This window comes from Cupriavidus pauculus (assembly GCF_008801835.1).
GTDB classification, from domain to species: domain Bacteria; phylum Pseudomonadota; class Gammaproteobacteria; order Burkholderiales; family Burkholderiaceae; genus Cupriavidus; species Cupriavidus pauculus.
Genome location: NZ_VZOW01000003.1, coordinates 286,969 through 304,080 on the forward strand (window position 1 = coordinate 286,969; position 17,112 = coordinate 304,080).

At 65.7% G+C, this 17,112-nt stretch carries 16 protein-coding genes; 11 read left to right on the forward strand and 5 right to left on the reverse strand.

The annotated features are described in order from the left end of the window. The first annotated feature begins 97 nt into the window (after positions 1 to 97). The 6 genes from F7R19_RS05805 (at position 98) to cobA (ending at position 6,469) form a co-directional block, all read left to right on the forward strand. Positions 98 to 1,780, forward strand: a complete 1,683-nt coding sequence (locus F7R19_RS05805; RefSeq protein WP_061952785.1) for a nitrite/sulfite reductase — start codon at positions 98 to 100, stop codon at positions 1,778 to 1,780. A gap of 19 nt (positions 1,781 to 1,799) precedes the next feature. Continuing rightward, complete coding sequence (locus tag F7R19_RS05810; RefSeq protein WP_150979626.1) at positions 1,800 to 2,378, forward strand: DUF934 domain-containing protein; 579 nt, start codon at positions 1,800 to 1,802, stop codon at positions 2,376 to 2,378. Further along, on the forward strand, positions 2,375 to 3,181 hold the full coding sequence (locus F7R19_RS05815) for a phosphoadenylyl-sulfate reductase (protein WP_150979627.1): 807 nt from the start codon (positions 2,375 to 2,377) through the stop codon (positions 3,179 to 3,181). Before F7R19_RS05810 ends, F7R19_RS05815 begins: the two co-directional genes overlap by 4 nt. A 38-nt stretch (positions 3,182 to 3,219) precedes the next feature. After that, positions 3,220 to 4,191, forward strand: coding sequence for a sulfate adenylyltransferase subunit CysD (gene cysD / locus F7R19_RS05820; RefSeq protein WP_150979628.1), 972 nt, complete (start codon positions 3,220 to 3,222; stop codon positions 4,189 to 4,191). Positions 4,192 to 4,330: 139 nt separating this feature from the next. Then, a complete protein-coding gene (locus tag F7R19_RS05825) occupies positions 4,331 to 5,635 on the forward strand; it encodes a sulfate adenylyltransferase subunit 1 (protein ID WP_061952777.1) in 1,305 nt (434 codons plus the stop codon). A gap of 39 nt (positions 5,636 to 5,674) precedes the next feature. Next, entirely contained in the window at positions 5,675 to 6,469 is a 795-nt protein-coding gene (cobA, locus tag F7R19_RS05830) for a uroporphyrinogen-III C-methyltransferase (protein WP_061952954.1), read from the forward strand. Positions 6,470 to 6,590: 121 nt separating this feature from the next. Here cobA and F7R19_RS05835 read toward each other — a convergent pair whose 3' ends face one another. The 3 genes from F7R19_RS05835 to lptF are packed head-to-tail and all read right to left on the reverse strand — an operon-like array spanning position 6,591 to position 9,272. Further along, positions 6,591 to 6,980, reverse strand: coding sequence for a sirohydrochlorin chelatase (locus F7R19_RS05835; RefSeq protein ID WP_061952775.1), 390 nt, complete (start codon positions 6,978 to 6,980; stop codon positions 6,591 to 6,593). A gap of 4 nt (positions 6,981 to 6,984) precedes the next feature. Further along, the gene (gene lptG / locus F7R19_RS05840; RefSeq protein ID WP_061952773.1) at positions 6,985 to 8,151 is read right to left on the reverse strand and encodes an LPS export ABC transporter permease LptG; all 1,167 of its coding nucleotides are present in this window, start codon (positions 8,149 to 8,151) and stop codon (positions 6,985 to 6,987) included. Beyond that, on the reverse strand, positions 8,148 to 9,272 hold the full coding sequence (lptF, locus tag F7R19_RS05845) for an LPS export ABC transporter permease LptF (RefSeq protein ID WP_150979629.1): 1,125 nt from the start codon (positions 9,270 to 9,272) through the stop codon (positions 8,148 to 8,150). The genes lptG and lptF overlap by 4 nt, the downstream gene beginning before the upstream one ends. A 164-nt stretch (positions 9,273 to 9,436) precedes the next feature. Between lptF and F7R19_RS05850 the strand changes: the two genes are divergently transcribed. Genes F7R19_RS05850 through F7R19_RS05860 form a run of 3 tightly spaced genes read left to right on the forward strand, consistent with a single transcriptional unit; the run spans position 9,437 to position 11,998 of the window. After that, complete coding sequence (locus F7R19_RS05850) at positions 9,437 to 10,969, forward strand: leucyl aminopeptidase (RefSeq protein ID WP_061952769.1); 1,533 nt, start codon at positions 9,437 to 9,439, stop codon at positions 10,967 to 10,969. Between the two features lie 25 nt (positions 10,970 to 10,994). Then, positions 10,995 to 11,429 carry a DNA polymerase III subunit chi gene (locus F7R19_RS05855; RefSeq protein ID WP_061952767.1) on the forward strand — a complete coding sequence of 145 codons (435 nt, stop codon included), beginning with the start codon at positions 10,995 to 10,997 and terminating at the stop codon, positions 11,427 to 11,429. After that, on the forward strand, positions 11,426 to 11,998 hold the full coding sequence (locus tag F7R19_RS05860) for a hypothetical protein (protein WP_061952765.1): 573 nt from the start codon (positions 11,426 to 11,428) through the stop codon (positions 11,996 to 11,998). The genes F7R19_RS05855 and F7R19_RS05860 overlap by 4 nt, the downstream gene beginning before the upstream one ends. 171 nt (positions 11,999 to 12,169) lie before the next feature. Here F7R19_RS05860 and ilvD read toward each other — a convergent pair whose 3' ends face one another. Continuing rightward, complete coding sequence (gene ilvD / locus F7R19_RS05865; RefSeq protein ID WP_150979630.1) at positions 12,170 to 13,843, reverse strand: dihydroxy-acid dehydratase; 1,674 nt, start codon at positions 13,841 to 13,843, stop codon at positions 12,170 to 12,172. 153 nt (positions 13,844 to 13,996) lie between these two features. Between ilvD and F7R19_RS05870 the strand changes: the two genes are divergently transcribed. Together F7R19_RS05870 and lgt are read left to right on the forward strand one after the other, a co-directional pair. Further along, on the forward strand, positions 13,997 to 14,983 hold the full coding sequence (locus F7R19_RS05870; protein WP_150979631.1) for a LysR family transcriptional regulator: 987 nt from the start codon (positions 13,997 to 13,999) through the stop codon (positions 14,981 to 14,983). A gap of 188 nt (positions 14,984 to 15,171) precedes the next feature. Continuing rightward, the gene (lgt, locus tag F7R19_RS05875; protein ID WP_061952759.1) at positions 15,172 to 15,990 is read left to right on the forward strand and encodes a prolipoprotein diacylglyceryl transferase; all 819 of its coding nucleotides are present in this window, start codon (positions 15,172 to 15,174) and stop codon (positions 15,988 to 15,990) included. 70 nt (positions 15,991 to 16,060) lie between these two features. On the opposite strand, the gene F7R19_RS05880 is transcribed toward lgt, so the two are convergent. Next, positions 16,061 to 17,095, reverse strand: coding sequence for a M48 family metallopeptidase (locus tag F7R19_RS05880; RefSeq protein WP_150979632.1), 1,035 nt, complete (start codon positions 17,093 to 17,095; stop codon positions 16,061 to 16,063). Positions 17,096 to 17,112 lie beyond the last annotated feature (17 nt).

Here is a 17,112-nt window from a genome sequence, read left to right on the forward strand (position 1 = left end):
GTGTCGCCATGTCGTGTCGTCATACGGCCCTGCCGCGCTGACGGCTCATCCCTGACCCGCCTTCTCAACATTACCGAATACTGAACGGACCCACGCCATGTATCAGTACGATCAATACGACCAACGAATCGTCAACGAGCGCGTCGCGCAATTCCGCGACCAGGTACGCCGCCGCCTGTCCGACGAGCTGACCGAGGAAGAATTCCTGCCGCTGCGCCTGCAGAACGGCCTGTACATGCAGCGTCACGCCTACATGCTGCGCGTGGCGATTCCGTACGGCCTGCTGGCCTCGAAGCAGATGCGGATGCTGGCCCATATCGCGCGCGAATACGACCGCGGCTACGGCCACTTCTCGACGCGCCAGAACATCCAGTACAACTGGATGGAACTGGAGCGCGTGCCCGACGTGCTGGCCGATCTGGCCAGCGTGGAAATGCACGGCATCCAGACTTCCGGCAACTGCGTGCGCAATATCACGACCGACCAGTTTGCCGGCGTGGCGCCCGATGAAAGCGTCGATCCGCGCGTGCTGGCCGAACTGCTGCGCCAGTGGAGCACGTTCCAGCCGGAATTCGCGTTCCTGCCGCGCAAGTTCAAGATCGCGATCTCGGCATCGAAGGATGACCGCGCCGTGGTGCAGATGCACGACATCGGCATCTATGCCTACCGGAACGCGCAGGGCGAAACGCGCCTGCGCATCCTGGCCGGCGGCGGCCTGGGCCGCACCCCGATCCTCGGCACGGTCATCAAGGAAGACCTGCCGTGGCAGCACATGCTGACCTACGTCGAGTCGGCCATCCGCGTGTACAACCGCTACGGTCGCCGCGACAACAAGTACAAGGCGCGCATCAAGATCCTGGTGAAGGCCATCGGCGCCGAGAAGTTCGCCGCCGAAGTCGAGGAAGAGTGGCAGCACAGCAAGGACGGCCCGGGCACGCTGACGCAGGCCGAATTCGACCGCGTGGCGCAGTATTTCCAGCCGCCCGCCTATGAAAAGCTGGCCGATACCGACGCGACGTTCGAAACGCATCTGCTCGAGAGCAAGGCCTTTGCGCGCTGGGTCACCCGCAACGTGCATGCGCACAAGGTGCCCGGCTACGCCGCCGTGACGCTGTCGACCAAGCCGGGCCCCGCGTCGCCTCCGGGCGATGCCACGGCCGAGCAGATGGACGCGGTTGCAGACTTCGCCGACCGCTTCGGCTATGGCGAGCTGCGCGTCGCGCACGAGCAGAACCTGGTGCTGCCCGACGTCAAGAAGCGCGACCTGTTCGCGCTGTGGGAAGCTGCCCGCAAGGTGGGCCTGGCCACGGCCAACATCGGCCTGCTGACCGACATCATCGCGTGCCCGGGCGGCGATTTCTGCTCGCTGGCCAATGCCAAGTCCATCCCGATCGCGCTGGGCATCCAGCAGCGCTTCGACGATCTCGACTACGTCTACGACCTGGGCGAGATCTCGCTGAACATCTCCGGCTGCATCAACGCTTGCGGCCACCACCACGTCGGCAACATCGGCGTGCTGGGCGTCGATAAGGATGGCTCGGAGTGGTATCAGGTCACGTTGGGCGGCGCGCAGGGCAACGAGTCGGCGATCGGCAAGGTCATCGGCCCGTCGTTCAGCGCCGAGGAAATGCCCGATGTGGTGACCCGCATCATCGACACGTTCGTGGCCAACCGTGCTGGCGACGAGCGCTTTATCGACACGTTCGCCCGTATCGGCATGGCCCCGTTCAAGGAGCGCGTGTACGCCGACAAGCAGCGTGAAGAACGCGCCGAAGCCTGACGAACGAGAGAGACCGAACATGGCAAAGATCATTCAACTGCAACGCGACGCCGCCGACCAATTCCGTCCCGTCATCGTCGAAGACAACTGGACCGTGCTGCGCGCGACCGAAGCCGAGCCGCTCGACGAGGCACGCATTGCTGCCGCGGCGCAGGGCAGCGACGCGGTACTGTTTCCGCTGAGCGTGTGGAAGGCGCACGAGTCGCTGCTGGCCGGCCGCGACAAGGCGATCACCGGCGTGTGGCTGGCGCCCGAGGACGAGCCCGGCGACGCCGAAGCGCTGTTTGCGCGCGTCAGCGTGGTGGCCGTGGATTTCCCGGTGTTCCGCGACGGCCGCGGATTCTCGTCGGCCTACCTGCTGCGCACGCGCTATCACTGGGCCGGCCAGTTGCGCGCGATCGGCGATGTGCTGCGCGATCAGCTCAACTTCATGAAGCGCTGCGGCTTCGACGCATTCGCGGTGCGCGCCGACAAGAACATCGAAGACGCGATCAAGGGTTTCACCGAATTCACGGTGGCCTATCAGGCGTCGGTGGACGAGCCGCTGCCGCTGTTCCGCCGCGCGCGTGCCGATGTGACGGCAAGAGGCTCGGTATGAGCAGCGTGATCTCGGCAATCCCCGTGGTCGAGGAATCGGCCGCCGTGTCGTCACTGCGCCCCCCAGCGCTGTGGACCACGCCGGCGTACACGGGATCGATCGAAGCGCTCGAGGCGAAGGAGCGCGAGCTGGCCCAGCGCCTGGCCGGTATCGCCGCGCGCTTCTACCGCGCGCGGTTTGCCACGAGCCTGGCGGCCGAGGACATGGTGCTGACCGACGCGATCCTGCGCGGCGGCGAGGCGGTGCGCGCCGGCATCCGCGTATTCACGCTGAACACCGGCCGCCTGCATGCCGAAACGCTGGCGGTGCTCGACCAGGTGAATACGCACTATGGCTACACGATCGAGCAGTTCACGCCCGATCAGGAAGCCGTGGACAACTACATCCGCAACAACGGCCTGAACGCGATCTACGACAGCGTGGACCTGCGCAAGAGCTGCTGCGCGATCCGCAAGGTCGAGCCGCTGAACCGCGCGCTGTCGCACGCCGACGCCTGGATGACGGGCCAGCGCCGCGAACAGGCTGTGACGCGCGCCGAGCTGCCGTTCGAAGAACTGGATGAGGCGCGCGGCATTCCCAAGTTCAATCCGCTGGCGGACTGGACCGAGGCCGAAGTGTGGGCGTACCTGACGCGCCATGACGTGCCGGTCAACGCGCTGCATGCCAAGGGCTATCCGAGCATTGGCTGCGAGCCGTGCACGCGCGCCGTGAAGGCGGGCGAAGACCTGCGCGCCGGACGCTGGTGGTGGGAAGGCCGCGACACCAAGGAATGCGGACTCCACGAGCAGAACATCAAGCACTGAACAGAACAATCGAGCAGAACAATCGAGGCCAGAACGACATGGGCATCATGAACGACATCGCAGACGCAGGCGTGGCCGCCAACGTGGAACACCTGCTGCAGGTCCAGAACGATCATCTGGATCGGCTGGAAGCCGAATCGATCTACATCATTCGCGAAGTGGTGGCCGAGTGCCGCAACCCGGCGCTGCTGTTTTCCGGCGGCAAGGACTCGATCGTCATGCTCCATCTGGCGCTCAAGGCGTTCCGGCTGGGCGATCGCAAGGTGGAACTGCCGTTCCCGCTGGTGCATATCGACACGGGGCACAACTATCCCGAAGTGATCGCGTTCCGCGACCAGCGCGTGGCCGAACTGGGCGCTCGCCTGGTGGTGGGCCATGTGGAGGACTCGATCAAGCGCGGCACCGTGCGCCTGCGCAAGGAAACCGATTCGCGCAATGCGGCACAGGCCGTGACGCTGCTGGAGACCATCGAGGCGCACAAGTACGACGCGCTGATGGGCGGCGCGCGTCGCGACGAGGAAAAAGCGCGCGCCAAGGAACGCATCTTCTCGTTCCGCGACGAATTCGGCCAATGGGATCCGAAGGCGCAGCGTCCGGAACTGTGGAGCCTCTACAACGCACGCATGGGGCAAGGCGAGCAGATGCGCGTGTTCCCGATCTCGAACTGGACCGAGCTCGATGTATGGCAGTACATCGCGCGCGAAAACCTGGCGCTGCCGCCGATCTACTACGCGCACGAGCGCGAAGTGGTGCGCAAGAACGGCCTGCTGGTGCCGGTCACGCCGATCACGCCTAAGCAGGATGGCGATGTGAGCGAAGTGCTGTCGGTACGCTTCCGGACCGTTGGCGACATCAGCTGCACATGCCCGGTGGCCAGCACCGCGGCGTCGCCAGTCGAGATCATCGCCGAGACCGCCGTGACCGAAATCACCGAGCGCGGCGCCACGCGCATGGACGACCAGACCAGCGAGGCGTCGATGGAACGCCGCAAGAAGGAAGGCTACTTCTGACACCGGACGCATTCGCGGGCACAGCGCGCCGTGACGCGCGCGACCGCGTACCGATGCACACGTCGCCATCCCGCGCCTAGCGCTGTATCCCGTCTATGCGCCGGAACATGCGGCGTCGAGAATGAACAGGAAAGATCATATGTCTCACCAATCTCAACACCAGGGCCTGCTGCGTTTCATCACCGCGGGTTCCGTCGATGACGGCAAGAGCACGCTGATCGGCCGCCTGCTGTTCGATAGCAAAGCCGTGCTGTCCGACCAACTGACCGCGCTGGCCAACGCCAAGAACAAGCGCACCGCCGGCGAGCAGATCGACTTCTCGCTGTTGACCGACGGCCTTGAAGCCGAGCGCGAGCAGGGCATCACGATCGACGTGGCCTATCGCTACTTCTCGACTGCGCGCCGCAAGTTCATCATCGCCGATACGCCCGGGCACGAGCAGTACACGCGCAACATGGTCACCGGCGCGTCGACGGCCCACGCGGCCATCGTGCTGGTGGACGCCACGCGCGTCACTGTCGAGAACGGCCGCGCGCAGTTGCTGGCCCAGACCAAGCGTCACTCGGCCATCCTGAAGCTGCTGGAACTCCAGCACGTGATCGTCGCCGTGAACAAGATGGACCTGGTCGACTACAGCGAACAGCGCTTCAACGAGATCCGCACCGCGTACACCGAACTGGCCACGCAACTGGGCCTGAAGGATGTGACGTACGTGCCGGTGTCGGCGCTGCGTGGCGACAACATCGTCTACGCCAGCGACGCCATGCCGTGGTATCAAGGCGAGCCGCTGCTGCCGCTGCTGGAAGCGCTGCCGGTTGAGGACCCCGCACCCGAGGGCGACGCCGCGCTGCGTTTTCCGGTGCAACTGGTGGTTCGCCAGGATGGCGCGCAGTCGGACGATTTCCGCGGTTACGCGGGTCGCGTCGAGGCGGGCACCGTGCGCGTGGGGCAGAAGCTGCGCGTGCTGCCGGCCAATCGCGAGGCGGTCGTGGCCGAAGTGCTCACCCCCAACGGCGCGGCCGATTCGGCAAGCGCTGGCGATACGGTGACCGTGCGCCTGTCCGAAGATGTCGATGTGTCACGCGGTGACATGTTCGTGGCGTTCGACGCGGCCGCCACGGCGGCCAAAAAGCTGACCGCCGACCTGTGCTGGTTCGACGACGAATCGCTGAACCCGGCGCGCAAGTATGTGCTCAAGCACACTACGGCCAGCGTCTTCGCGCGGGTGTCCACGGTCGACCGCGTGCTCGACGTACACACGCTGTCGCAGGAAACCGGTCGCCGCGACATCCACCTGAACGATATCGGCTCGGTGCAGATTTCGCTGCAAAAGCCGATCGTTTGCGATACCTACGGCGATAATCCGGCCACGGGCGCATTCGTACTGATCGACGAGGCCACCAACCATACGGTGGCGGCGGGCATGATCCGTGCGTATGCCTGATATCGTCCCGAGCGGACAGCCAGCGCAATGGTGAGCGAGATGAATGGGCAGCAGGGCAAGTCGACAGGCAAGGTGTACCTGATTGGTGCGGGACCGGGCGCGGCCGACCTGATTACGGTGCGTGGCGCACGGCTGTTGGGTCAGGCGCAGGTCGTGCTGCACGACGCGCTGGTGTCGCCCGAGATGTTGTCCTGGTGCGCGCAGGCCGAACTGATCGAGGTGGGCAAGCGCTGCGGACAACGGTCCACGGCCCAGTTGTTCATCAACCGCCAGATCGTCGACCTCGCCACCAAGTATGAACGCGTGGTGCGCCTGAAAGGCGGCGATCCGATGCTGTTCGGCCGTGCCGACGAGGAGCTGCAGGCGCTGGAAGCGGCCGGTATCGAATACGAAGTGGTGCCGGGCATTACCGCGGCGCTGGCCGCGGCCAGCGCGATCGCCAGGCCGCTGACCAAGCGCGGCGTGTCGCGCAGCGTGGCCTTTGCCACCCAGGCCAAGGCGGCCGACGCGATCGACGTGCAGGCCGATGTAAAGGCCGACACGATCGTTTACTACATGGGCCGCGACCAGGCTGCGCATATCGCCGCGCAACTGATTGCGCACGGCAAGCCGGCCAGCACGCCGGCCTGGGTCGTCGAGGCGGCGACCACGCCCAATCAGCGCAGCCACCAGTTCACGCTGCGCCAGATGGCGGCAGGCGAGGCTTCGCGCTGGATGGATCCGGTGCAGCCAAGCCTGCTGATGATTGGCGAGGCGCTGGCGACGCGCGCCTCGGAATGCGCCGATGCTGGCGATCTGGACGACGCGGGCCCTGCTCACGAACGGGCCGCATAGAGACTGCGAAAGGCGCTGGGTGTAGGCGCCGGGTGTAAAGGCAAAAAGGCCAGAGTTCATCGCTCTGGCCTTTCTTTTTTCCGCATTCGGGCTGGATCCGGCCCTGCGAGTCCCGCGCGCCTTACCCGGACGCGGCCGGTGCCACCACTTGCACGCAGTACGCCGCGATCGCATCGAGCACGCTGTCCACTTCGCCCACCGCGGACGACACGCGGATGTCCAGCGATGGATGCCGTGCGCGGCATGCGTCGATCAGCAGCGGAAAATCGCGCCGCAGGTGTCCGCCCTGGCCAAAGAACACCGGGACCACGGTCACCACGCCAATCCCTTCGGCCGCCAGTTCGGCGATCGCATCGGCAAGCGTGGGCGGCATCAGTTCGAGAAACGCCAGACGTACTGCGCAGTCGGGCCGCAGCGCCGACAGCCGGGCGTGCAGGCGGTCGAATGGTTCGCGCCAGCGCGCATCGCGCGCGCCGTGGCCGAACAGGATGATGGCTTGAGTGGTTGTCATCGGCTCAGTGTCGATCCACCCAGCGCAGCGCCGACAGCGCCACCATCAGGTACAGCGTGCCGGGCACCAGCGCGGAAACGATCGGCGGCCACGTGTGCAGCAGCCCGACATGCGAAAACAGCGTGTTGGACAGGTGGAACGACAAGCCCAGCATGATCCCGCCAAACACCTTGACGCCAACCGCCCCGGCCCGCGCATGCAGGTATGCGAACGGCAGCGCCAGCGCCACCATCACGAACAGCGTGAGCGGATAGACCACCTTCTTCCAGAACGCGATCTCGTAGCGCTGCGTGTCCTGCTTGTTGTCGCGCAGATGGCGGATATAGCGGAACAGGTCAAGCGTCGACATTCGCTCGGGCGTGACCAGCAGCACCGACAGGATCTGCGGCGTCAGTTCCGAATGCATCACCATGTTCGGGAACAGAACCTGCTCGGCGCGGAAATCGGGCGCCAGCGCATCGCGCGCTGCGGCCACCTGCGCCGTCGTGCCGGCGGCCTCGCGCAGTTCGATGAAGCGGGTCTCGTTGACATCGTTGAGTTGCCATTGCTGCGCGCCCTGGTAGCGGCCTTCCTTGGCAACGCGGATCACGCGCAGGCGGTAGTCCTTGTCGAATTCGTAGATTGTGATGCCCTGGATCGACTGGTCTGCCTTCAGCCCCTGCACGTTGACAAAGCGCGTGATCTCGCCCGAATTGTCGCGATCCCGGTCCTTGACCCACACGCCGGAGCGGAATCCCGCCGAAACCGTCGCGCCCACCGCTTCGAGCTTGATCTTCTGCGCGTACTGTTCCGCGGCCGGGCCGATGAACTCGCCGAAGATAAACGTGGTGAGGGCCAGCGGCACCGCGAGCTTGAACAGCGAAAACAGCGCCTGCCGCGTATTCAGCCCGGCCACGCGGAAGATCGTGTATTCGGACTGGCTGGCCAGTTGGGAGAACACGTAGATCGCACTGATCAGCACCGCGATCGGCAGCACCTCATAGATGCGCGTGGGCGCCTGCAACATCACGTGGAAAAACGCCACCAGCGATGTGTAGTTGCCCTGTACGCTTTCCAGTTCGCTGAGCATGTCGAAGAACACGAACAGCGCCAGCACCGCAAACAGGATGAACGCGAAGACGCCGTAGATCAGGCGCGCGAAGTAACGCTCGTAGACCGACAGGATCCTCATGCCTTGCCCCCGGCCGCGCGCTTGCGGGGTCCCAGCCCGAATACCGCCCGCCAGCCGCCCAGGCTGCGGTTCTGCCGGTAACGGAACAGCATCAGCGCACAGATGAACACGATCACGTGGATCGGCCACAGCGCCATCCAGAACGAGAGCGAGCCGGATCGCACCCAGGCCTGCGCCAGATTGATCATGTTGCTGTAGGTCAGGTAGATCAGCACGGCGAAGACCAGCGGCGTATAGCGGCCCAGACGCGGATTCACATAGGCCAGCGGAATGGCGATCATCACGAAGTTGAAGGCGAGGATCGGCAGCGAGAGGCGCCAGAGCAGTTCGCCCAGGTTGTCGCGCGTGGGATTGCGGATCAGGTCGATGGTGTCGCGGCTCTTGGCGGGGAGGTCCGCCTCGGTCTCGGGCGGCTTGTTGTCGACCTTGACCGCATATTTATCGAATTCGAGGATGCGATAGTCGAGCTGGCCCGGCACGCCTGCGTAACGGCGGCCGTGCTCCATGACCACCAGGCGGTCGCCGTTGGGCTGGGTCTCGAACTGGCCTTGATGCGACAGCGCCACGCCGATCTTGCCCGCTTCGGCATTGGCGACGAACACGTTGCGCGCATGCTTCATGTCGGCGTCAATGCCTTCGATGAACAGCACGTAGTTGCCGTTGGCCGGCTCGATAAAACGCCCCGAGGCGATCATCGACAGCACGCCGCGCTGCTGGAAGCGGTCGCGGAACAGCGCACTCTGCTGGTTGGCCCACGGCCACGCGAACACGCCCAGCAGCAGCGCCATGACGAAGAACGGCGAGGCGAACTGCAGCACCGGCTTCACCAGGTCGCGCAGCGAGATGCCGGCCGAGAACCACACCACCATCTCGGAATCCTTGTACCAGCGCGTCAGTACGATCAAGGTCGAGATGAATAGCGTGGCCGACAGCAGGATCGACAGATAGCCGATGGTGGCCAGGCCGATCAGCATCAGCACGTCGTTGGGGCTGGCCTTGCCATTGGCGGCCATGCCCAGAATGCGGATCACGAGCGACGTGAGCATGAACGTCAGCATCACCAGGAACACCGCACCGGCGGTGTAGGCGAGTTCGCGTCGCAGGGCTTGTTGAAAGATCATGCGGGATCGCTTCCGGCTTCCGGCCGGAACGGGCGATGCGCCGGGGGCCGAGGGACTGGCAGGACCGCGGGCTGTCAGCTTGCAGGATCGGCGGCGGCAGATCGCGGATGAAAATCGCGGATAATGGGGGCTTTCTTTTCGACGAGCCCCTGGAAGGAAGCGCGATGGAATTTAGCACAAAAGCTCTGGATCTGAGCAAAGCCGGCCAAAATGGTTTCCTGGCCACGAAGACCGACTGCCTGGTGGTCGGCCTGTTCGAAGGCCAAAGCCTGGCCGGTGTGGCCAAGGTGCTGGACGTGGCCACCAAGGGGCTGGTGGCACGCCTGGTCAAGCAGGGCGACTTCGAAGGCAAGCGCGCAACGCAGCTGATGCTGCATGAAGTGGCCGGCATCGGCGCGGCCCGCGTGCTTCTGGTGGGCCTGGGCAAGGAAGCCGACTTCACCGACAAGGCGTTTGCGGAAGCGGTGCGCACCGCGATGCGTGCGCTGGGCGGCACGCGCGCCGCGTCGGCACTCTGGTGCCTGGCGCAGCAGCCGCCGCTGCAGCGCGACGTGGCCTGGGCGGTCATCACCACGATCTCGATCGTGCGCGACGCCGGCTATCGCCTGCTGGAACGCCATCCCGAACTCAAGCGCGCGCCCAAGGGCCCGGCCGCGGCCGACAAGCCCGCGCTGCGCAAGATCGTGCTGGCGGTGGACGCCAGCGACGCCAAGGCGGCCACGCAGGCTGTGGTGCGCGGCACCGCCATCGCCAACGGCATGGAGCTCGCGCGCGACCTGGGCAACCTGCCGTCCAACATCTGCACGCCGACCTACCTGGCCAACGCCGCGCGCGGCATCGCCAAGCGCCACAAGCTCAAGGCCGAGATCCTGGGCCGCAAGCAGATCGAGGCGCTCAACATGGGCGCCTTCCTGGCCGTGACCAAGGGCAGCGTCGAGCCGCCGCAGTTCATCGTACTGCGCTACGACGGCGCCAGCGCCAAGCAGGCGCCCGTGGTGCTGGTGGGCAAGGGCATCACGTTCGATACCGGCGGCATTTCGCTCAAGCCCGGCGAGGGCATGGACGAGATGAAGTACGACATGTGCGGCGCCGCGTCGGTGCTGGGCACGATCCAGGCCGTCGCCGAGATGGGCCTGAAGCTGAACGTGATCGCCGTGGTGCCCACCTGCGAGAACATGCCGGCTGGCAACGCCACCAAGCCGGGCGACGTGGTTGTGAGCATGTCGGGCCAGACCATCGAAATCCTCAACACGGACGCCGAGGGCCGCCTGATCCTGTGCGACGCGCTGACCTACGTGGAGCGCTTCAAGCCGGCCGCCGTGGTGGATGTGGCCACGCTGACCGGCGCCTGCATCATCGCCCTGGGCAACGTGAACAGCGGCCTCTACGCGCGCAGCGACATGCTGGCGGACCAACTGCTGGCCGCCGGCAAGACGGCCATGGACACCGCGTGGCGCATGCCGCTGGACGACGAATACCAGGAGCAGCTCAAGTCGAATTTCGCCGACATGGCGAATATCGGCGGGCGTCCGGCGGGCAGCGTGACGGCGGCGTGCTTCCTGGCCCGCTACACCGAAAAATACGACTGGGCCCACCTTGATATCGCCGGCACCGCCTGGAAGAGCGGCGCGGCCAAGGGCGCCACCGGCCGTCCGGTGCCGCTGCTGACGCAGTTTCTGATGGATCGCGCGTCGTAAACCGACCGCATCAAGGTAGCCAGCGATGACGCGAATCGACTTCCACAGCAACGTGCCGGACACCCTGGCCTACGTCTGCCGACTGGTCCGCAAGGCCTATGGGGCAGGGCAGAAGGTGGTGGTGTATGGCGCGCCGCAGCAGCTCTCGCAGCTTGACGCGCGGCTGTGGTCGTTTTCGCCGCTCGACTTCCTGCCGCATTGCGGGCTCGACAACCCCAATGCGGCAGTGACGCCGATCATCCTGGCCGCCACGCTCGAAGGCGTGCCGCATCACCAACTGCTGGTGAACATCGCACCGGAAGCGCCGCCGCAGTTTGCCAGTTTCGAGCGCCTGATCGAGGTGATCGGGGCCTCGCCGGACGCGCGCGAGGCCGGTCGCGAGCGCTATCGTTTCTATCGCGAGCGCGGTTATCCGCTCACGCACCATGACATCGGGCAGGCCAAAGGAGAATCGGCATGAGCGAACGCACGACATCGCGGGTGATCCCGCGGCTGGGCCCGCATGACAGCGTGCCGCTGCTGACCGAGGTCGTCGAGCTGCCTGACGAGGTGTTCGCGCCGACCCAGCCGCCCACGCAGTCACCCACGCAGCCACCCACTCAGGCGACTGCGCAACACGCGCAAGCGCAGCCGCCGCGCGCGGCAACGGTGATCGACACCGCGGACATGCCGGAGTCGGGCATGGTCACGTCAGTCGGCGATACGGAAGCGATGGCCGACATCGCAAATGTTGCCGACATCGGCGCGGCGGCCGATGTGCGCTCGCCGCAGGTCGACGCGGCCCCGTTCATGCCGGGCGAAGACGATTTGCGCGCGGTGCGCACGGAACTGCTGACGCGTGTGATGATGCGCTTTCGTACCGAATGGCCACAGGTGGTAGAAGCCCACACGGAGGCGACGCTGCAGTCGCGGCTTGCGCCGCTGACGGCGCAGTTGGCCAGCGAGCTGACGCAGGCGCTGGAGGCGCGACTGGTGGAATGGCTCGATGCAACGCTCGAGGAGATCGAGCGCGATCCGGGCGGCGTTTAGGCGGGGCGCGGCCGCGCTGCCGGTTTCTGAGACGCATAAGGCAAGGCCCGCACTGGTTGCGGGCCTTGTCATTTGCTGGCGTCGTTTGCGGACGTCGCTCGTGTGGCGTCGATTGCGCAGGCTCGCTCGGGCGGGCCTCGCGACGGTGGATCCCGTCGCGCATCCGCAATGTCAGTCCGTCACGGCGCCCTTGCTGGCGGTGGACGCCAGCTTGGCGAACTTCGCCAGCACGCCGCGCGTGTAACGCGCCGGCGGCTGGGTCCAGCTGGCGCGGCGCCTGGCCAGTTCCTCGTCCGGGACGTTCAGTTGCAGCAATAACTGATGGGCGTCGATCGTGATCGAATCGCCTTCCAGCACCAGCGCGATGTTGCCGCCCGCGTACGCTTCGGGCGCGACGTGGCCGACCACCATTCCCCAGGTGCCGCCCGAGAAGCGGCCGTCGGTGATGAAGCCGACCGATTCGCCAAGCCCCTTGCCGATGATGGCGGAGGTGGGCGCCAGCATTTCCGGCATGCCCGGTCCGCCCTTCGGGCCCAGATAGCGCAGCACAAGAATGTCGCCAGCGTTGATCTTGTCGCCAAGGATCGCCTCCATCGCGCTTTCCTCGTTTTCGAACACGCGGGCCGGGCCGGTGATGACCGGATTCTTCAGCCCGGTGATCTTGGCCACTGCACCTTCCTCGGCCAGGTTGCCCTTCAGGATCGCCAGGTGGCCTTGCTTGTACAGGGCCTTGTCGATCGGCATGATCACGTCCTGATCGGCGCGCGGCTGGTCCGGTACGTGTTCCAGTTCCTCCGCCAGCGTGCGGCCGGTGATGGTCAGGCAGTCGCCGTGCATCAGGCCCGCGTTGAGCAGGATCTTCATCACTTGCGGAATGCCGCCGGCGCGATGCAGGTCGGTGGCCACATACGCGCCCGACGGCTTCAGATTGCAGATCACCGGCACACGTCGGCGGATGCGCTCGAAATCGTCGATGGTCCATTCCACTTCGGCCGAGTGCGCGATGGCCAGGTAGTGCAGCACGGCGTTGGTCGATCCGCCGGTGGCCATGATCAGCGACACCGCATTCTCGATCGACTTGCGCGTGATGATGTCGCGCGGCTTGATGTCCTTCTTGACCGCTTCGACCAGTACACGGGCCGATTCGGCGGCGCTGTCGACCTTTTCCTGGTCGGGGTTCGCCATGGTCGACGAATACAGCAGCGACATCCCCAGCGCTTCGAACGACGAACTCATCGTGTTGGCCGTGTACATGCCGCCGCACGAACCGGTGCTCGGACACGCATTCCTTTCCACGCCTTCGAAATCTTCCTCGCTCATGCGTCCGGCCGTGAATTCGCCGACCGCTTCGAACGACGACACGATGGTCAGGTCCTTGCCCTTCCAGTTGCCGGGCTTGATGGTGCCGCCATAGACGTAGATGCCGGGCACGTTGGTGCGCGCCAGCGCAATCATGCCGCCGGGCATGTTCTTGTCGCAGCCGCCAATCACCACCACGCCGTCCATCCACTGGCCCTGGGTCGCGGTCTCGATGCAGTCGGCGATCACCTCGCGCGAAATCAGCGAGTACTTCATGCCTTCCGTGCCCATCGACATGCCGTCCGAGATGGTCGGCGTGCCGAAAATCTGCGGGTTGGCGCCAGAAGCCTTCACGGCATCGACCGCCGCATCGGCCAAGCGCTGCAGGCCGGCGTTGCACGGGGTGATGGTGGAATGACCATTGGCGATGCCGACCATCGGCTTGTCGAAGTCTTCCTTCCGATAGCCGAGCGCGTAATACATCGAACGATTGGGGGAGCGCGCCACGCCTTGCGTGATGTGCTGCGAACGCTTGTTGAATGCCATGGGTGTCTCCGGGGGAATTGTCGGCGCGCGGCACAACGGGGGGGCGCCGGGCGTGTTGTGCGGACAAGCATGCCGCTTGCGTTTTATCGTGTCAAATATATTATTTGAGGCCTATTGAGTCGAAAAACATATCAAAAGGACGGGTGCTTTACGGTGGATCTGCGCCAATTGCGTTACTTCGTCACGGTGGCCGAGGAGCTGCATTTCGGCCGGGCGGCGCGGCGGCTGGCGATGACCCAGCCGCCGTTGTCGCAGCAGATCCAGGCGCTTGAGGAGGAAATCGGCGTGCAGCTGTTTGTGCGCACGCGCCGCTCGGTGATGCTCACGCCTGCCGGCCAGCAATGGCTGCCCGAGGTGCGCCGTGTGCTCGGCGATGCCGCGGCGCTGCCGGGGCTCGCGCAGCGGCTGGCGCGTGGCGAGGTGGGATCGCTGGCGCTGGCGTTTGTCAGCACGGCCGACTACGGCATCCTGCCCGACCTGCTGCGGCACTTCCGCGCGCGCCATCCGGAAGTCCAGTTGCAGCTGCGGGAAGCCACCAGCGACGTCCAGCTCGAGGCGCTGGTCGAAGGTACGATCGACGCCGGACTGGTCATCCGTCCGCAACTGGCGGTGATGCCGCCAGGCTTGTCCTACCTGCCGCTGGTCCGCGAACCGCTGGTGCTGGCCGTGCCGGACGGGTGGCAACCGCCCGGCGGCGCACCGGCGTCGGCGCAATCATCGGCCCGGGGATCGGCACCGACCGCAGCGCCGACATCGGTGCTGCTGCGCGACGCCGCGCACGAACCGCTGATCATTTTTCCGCGCCGAAGCGCGCCAGCGTTTTATGACATCATTACGGGCTACTATGCGCGCGACGGGCTGACGCCGACGATTGCCCAGGAAGCGATCCAGATGCAGACGATCGTCAGCCTGGTGTCGGCGGGCATGGGCGTGGCGCTGGTGCCGGCATCGTTGTGCAACCTGCGCCGGACCGGCGTGTCATACCTGCCGTTGCGCGATGCCGCGCCGGAGATCGAAACCGGCCTGGTGTGGCGCAATGGCGGAGCGGGCGTGGCGCCGGTGCTGCGCTCGTTCATCGAGATCGCCAGCGGACTTGCGCAGGCCATCGGGCTTGCGCATGACGACGGCATCCACGCATGACGCGGCACCATCGCGCCGTATCCGCTGCAAGGTGGCCGTCGTCCGCCGACCGTTACGCCCGAATCGTCACGTATCACCCGTACACTGTGGGGCCGCCGCAGACCCGTCAGGGCCGCACCGGATCGCCATGACACATCGCGGCACGATGCCGCTCCAATCACCGACTACCGCAAACTTTTCGCTACGCCATGCTCGTTCATCCGCAATTCGACCCGGTCGCCATTCATCTGGGGCCGCTCGCCATCCGCTGGTACGGCCTGATGTATTTGGCTGGCTTCATCATGTTCCTGTGGTTTGGCCGCCTGCGCATCAAGCAGCCGCATATCGCCGCGCGCGGCTGGGTGTCGCGCGATCTCGACGATATGCTGTTCTATGGCGTGCTCGGCGTGATCCTGGGCGGTCGACTCGGCTATGTGCTGTTCTACAAGCCCACCTACTACCTGACGCATCCGCTCGAGATCTTCAAGGTATGGGAAGGCGGCATGGCGTTCCACGGCGGCTTTCTGGGCGTGCTGATCGCCATGTGGGTGTTCTCGAAGGTGCGGCGCCGTCATTGGACGGAAGTGACCGATTTCATTGCGCCGATGATTCCCTGCGGGCTGGCGGCTGGCCGCATCGGCAACTTCATCAACGGTGAACTGTGGGGACGTCCCACCGACCTGCCGTGGGGCATGATCTTTCCGCAGGCCGGCGACAACATCCCGCGCCATCCGTCGCAGCTGTATCAGTTTGCGGGCGAGGGCGTGGCGCTGTTCATCATCCTGTGGCTGTTTGCACGCAAGCCGCGGCCGATGGGCGCGGTGTCCGGCGTGTTCCTGATCGGCTATGGTGCATTCCGCTTCCTGGCCGAGTTCACGCGCGAACCCGACAGCTTCCTGGGTTTGCTCGCGCTGAAGCTGTCGATGGGCCAATGGCTGAGCCTGCCGATGATCCTGGCGGGCGTGCTGATGGTGGTGTGGGCGTATCGCCGGCAGGCGAACGGCGCCGCGGCGGGCGCCGCGCGCTGACATGTGTGGCGCTCTCCGGCAAGCCGGGGAGCTTCGTGTAGACATGGTGGCCGGCGGCATGGCGCCGCAGTCAGCGCGCCTGCTGCTGCCGGATCGCTTCGATGCGCTCGCGCGTCAGCGGGTGACTCGAAAAGAAGCTGGCTTCGTCGTCCTCGTCGGCGGCAGGCTTGCGCGCTTGTCCGCGACCATGCGCGTCTTCGAGTTGCTGGAGCGCGTCGGCAAATGCCGACACCGGCAGGTGATTGTCGCGCATGACCTCCACCGCGAACGCATCGGCTTCGCGCTCGTGCTCGCGTGAATAGCGCATCGACATCATCGCGGCCGGCACCGCGGCAAGCAGCGAAGACACGTCCCCCAGGAAATACGCCGCCAGCGCGCCCACCGCGGACGCCTGGAAGGCCTGTTGCAGGCCATGGCGCTGCGCCACATGCCCGGCCTCGTGCGCCAGCACGCCCATCATGCCCGGGCCGCTGCCGATCGCCTTCACCAGTTCGTCCGTGACGACGATGGTGCCGCCGGGCAGCGCCAGCGCATTGGCGCCCAGGCGCTTGCCCTGGCGAAACAGGATCTGGTAGTCGTGATCCGGATCTTCGGGGCGCCGCAGCGCGGCGAAGTCATTGCGAATGCGCTGCTGTTGCGCGCTGGGTAGCGTGCTCGGCGCGACCATGCCTTGGTCGAGGCTGTCGAGCGTGGCGCGTCCCAGTTCCGTTTCGATCGAGGCCGGTATCGTGCGCGCAACCAATGCGGCCGTCCAGGGCAGCAGGTACACATAAGAAAACACCAGGAACAGCAGCAGCCCCGCCAGCGCCAGGCCGGTGAGGCGCCAGCTGTTCTGCGCGCGCGACACCAGCCCTTCGCGATGACCGGTGGCCGCCAGGATCGCGTCGAAGGCGGCGTGGTCGGCGATTTCGCAGTACGCGCCGTCGTCGAACGTCACCAGCCGCGGGCCGCGCTTGATGCGCTCCGATACCCGCACCGACGACAGCGGTGCGCGGCGCAGCTCCAGGCCGTCCGCGCCTTGCAGGATCGCGTGCCCCTCGCGAACCGTGAGCATCACCGGATGCGCGCGCGACGAGCGCGTGTCGAAATATTGCGCGGCGACCATGGCAGATTCTCCGAGGC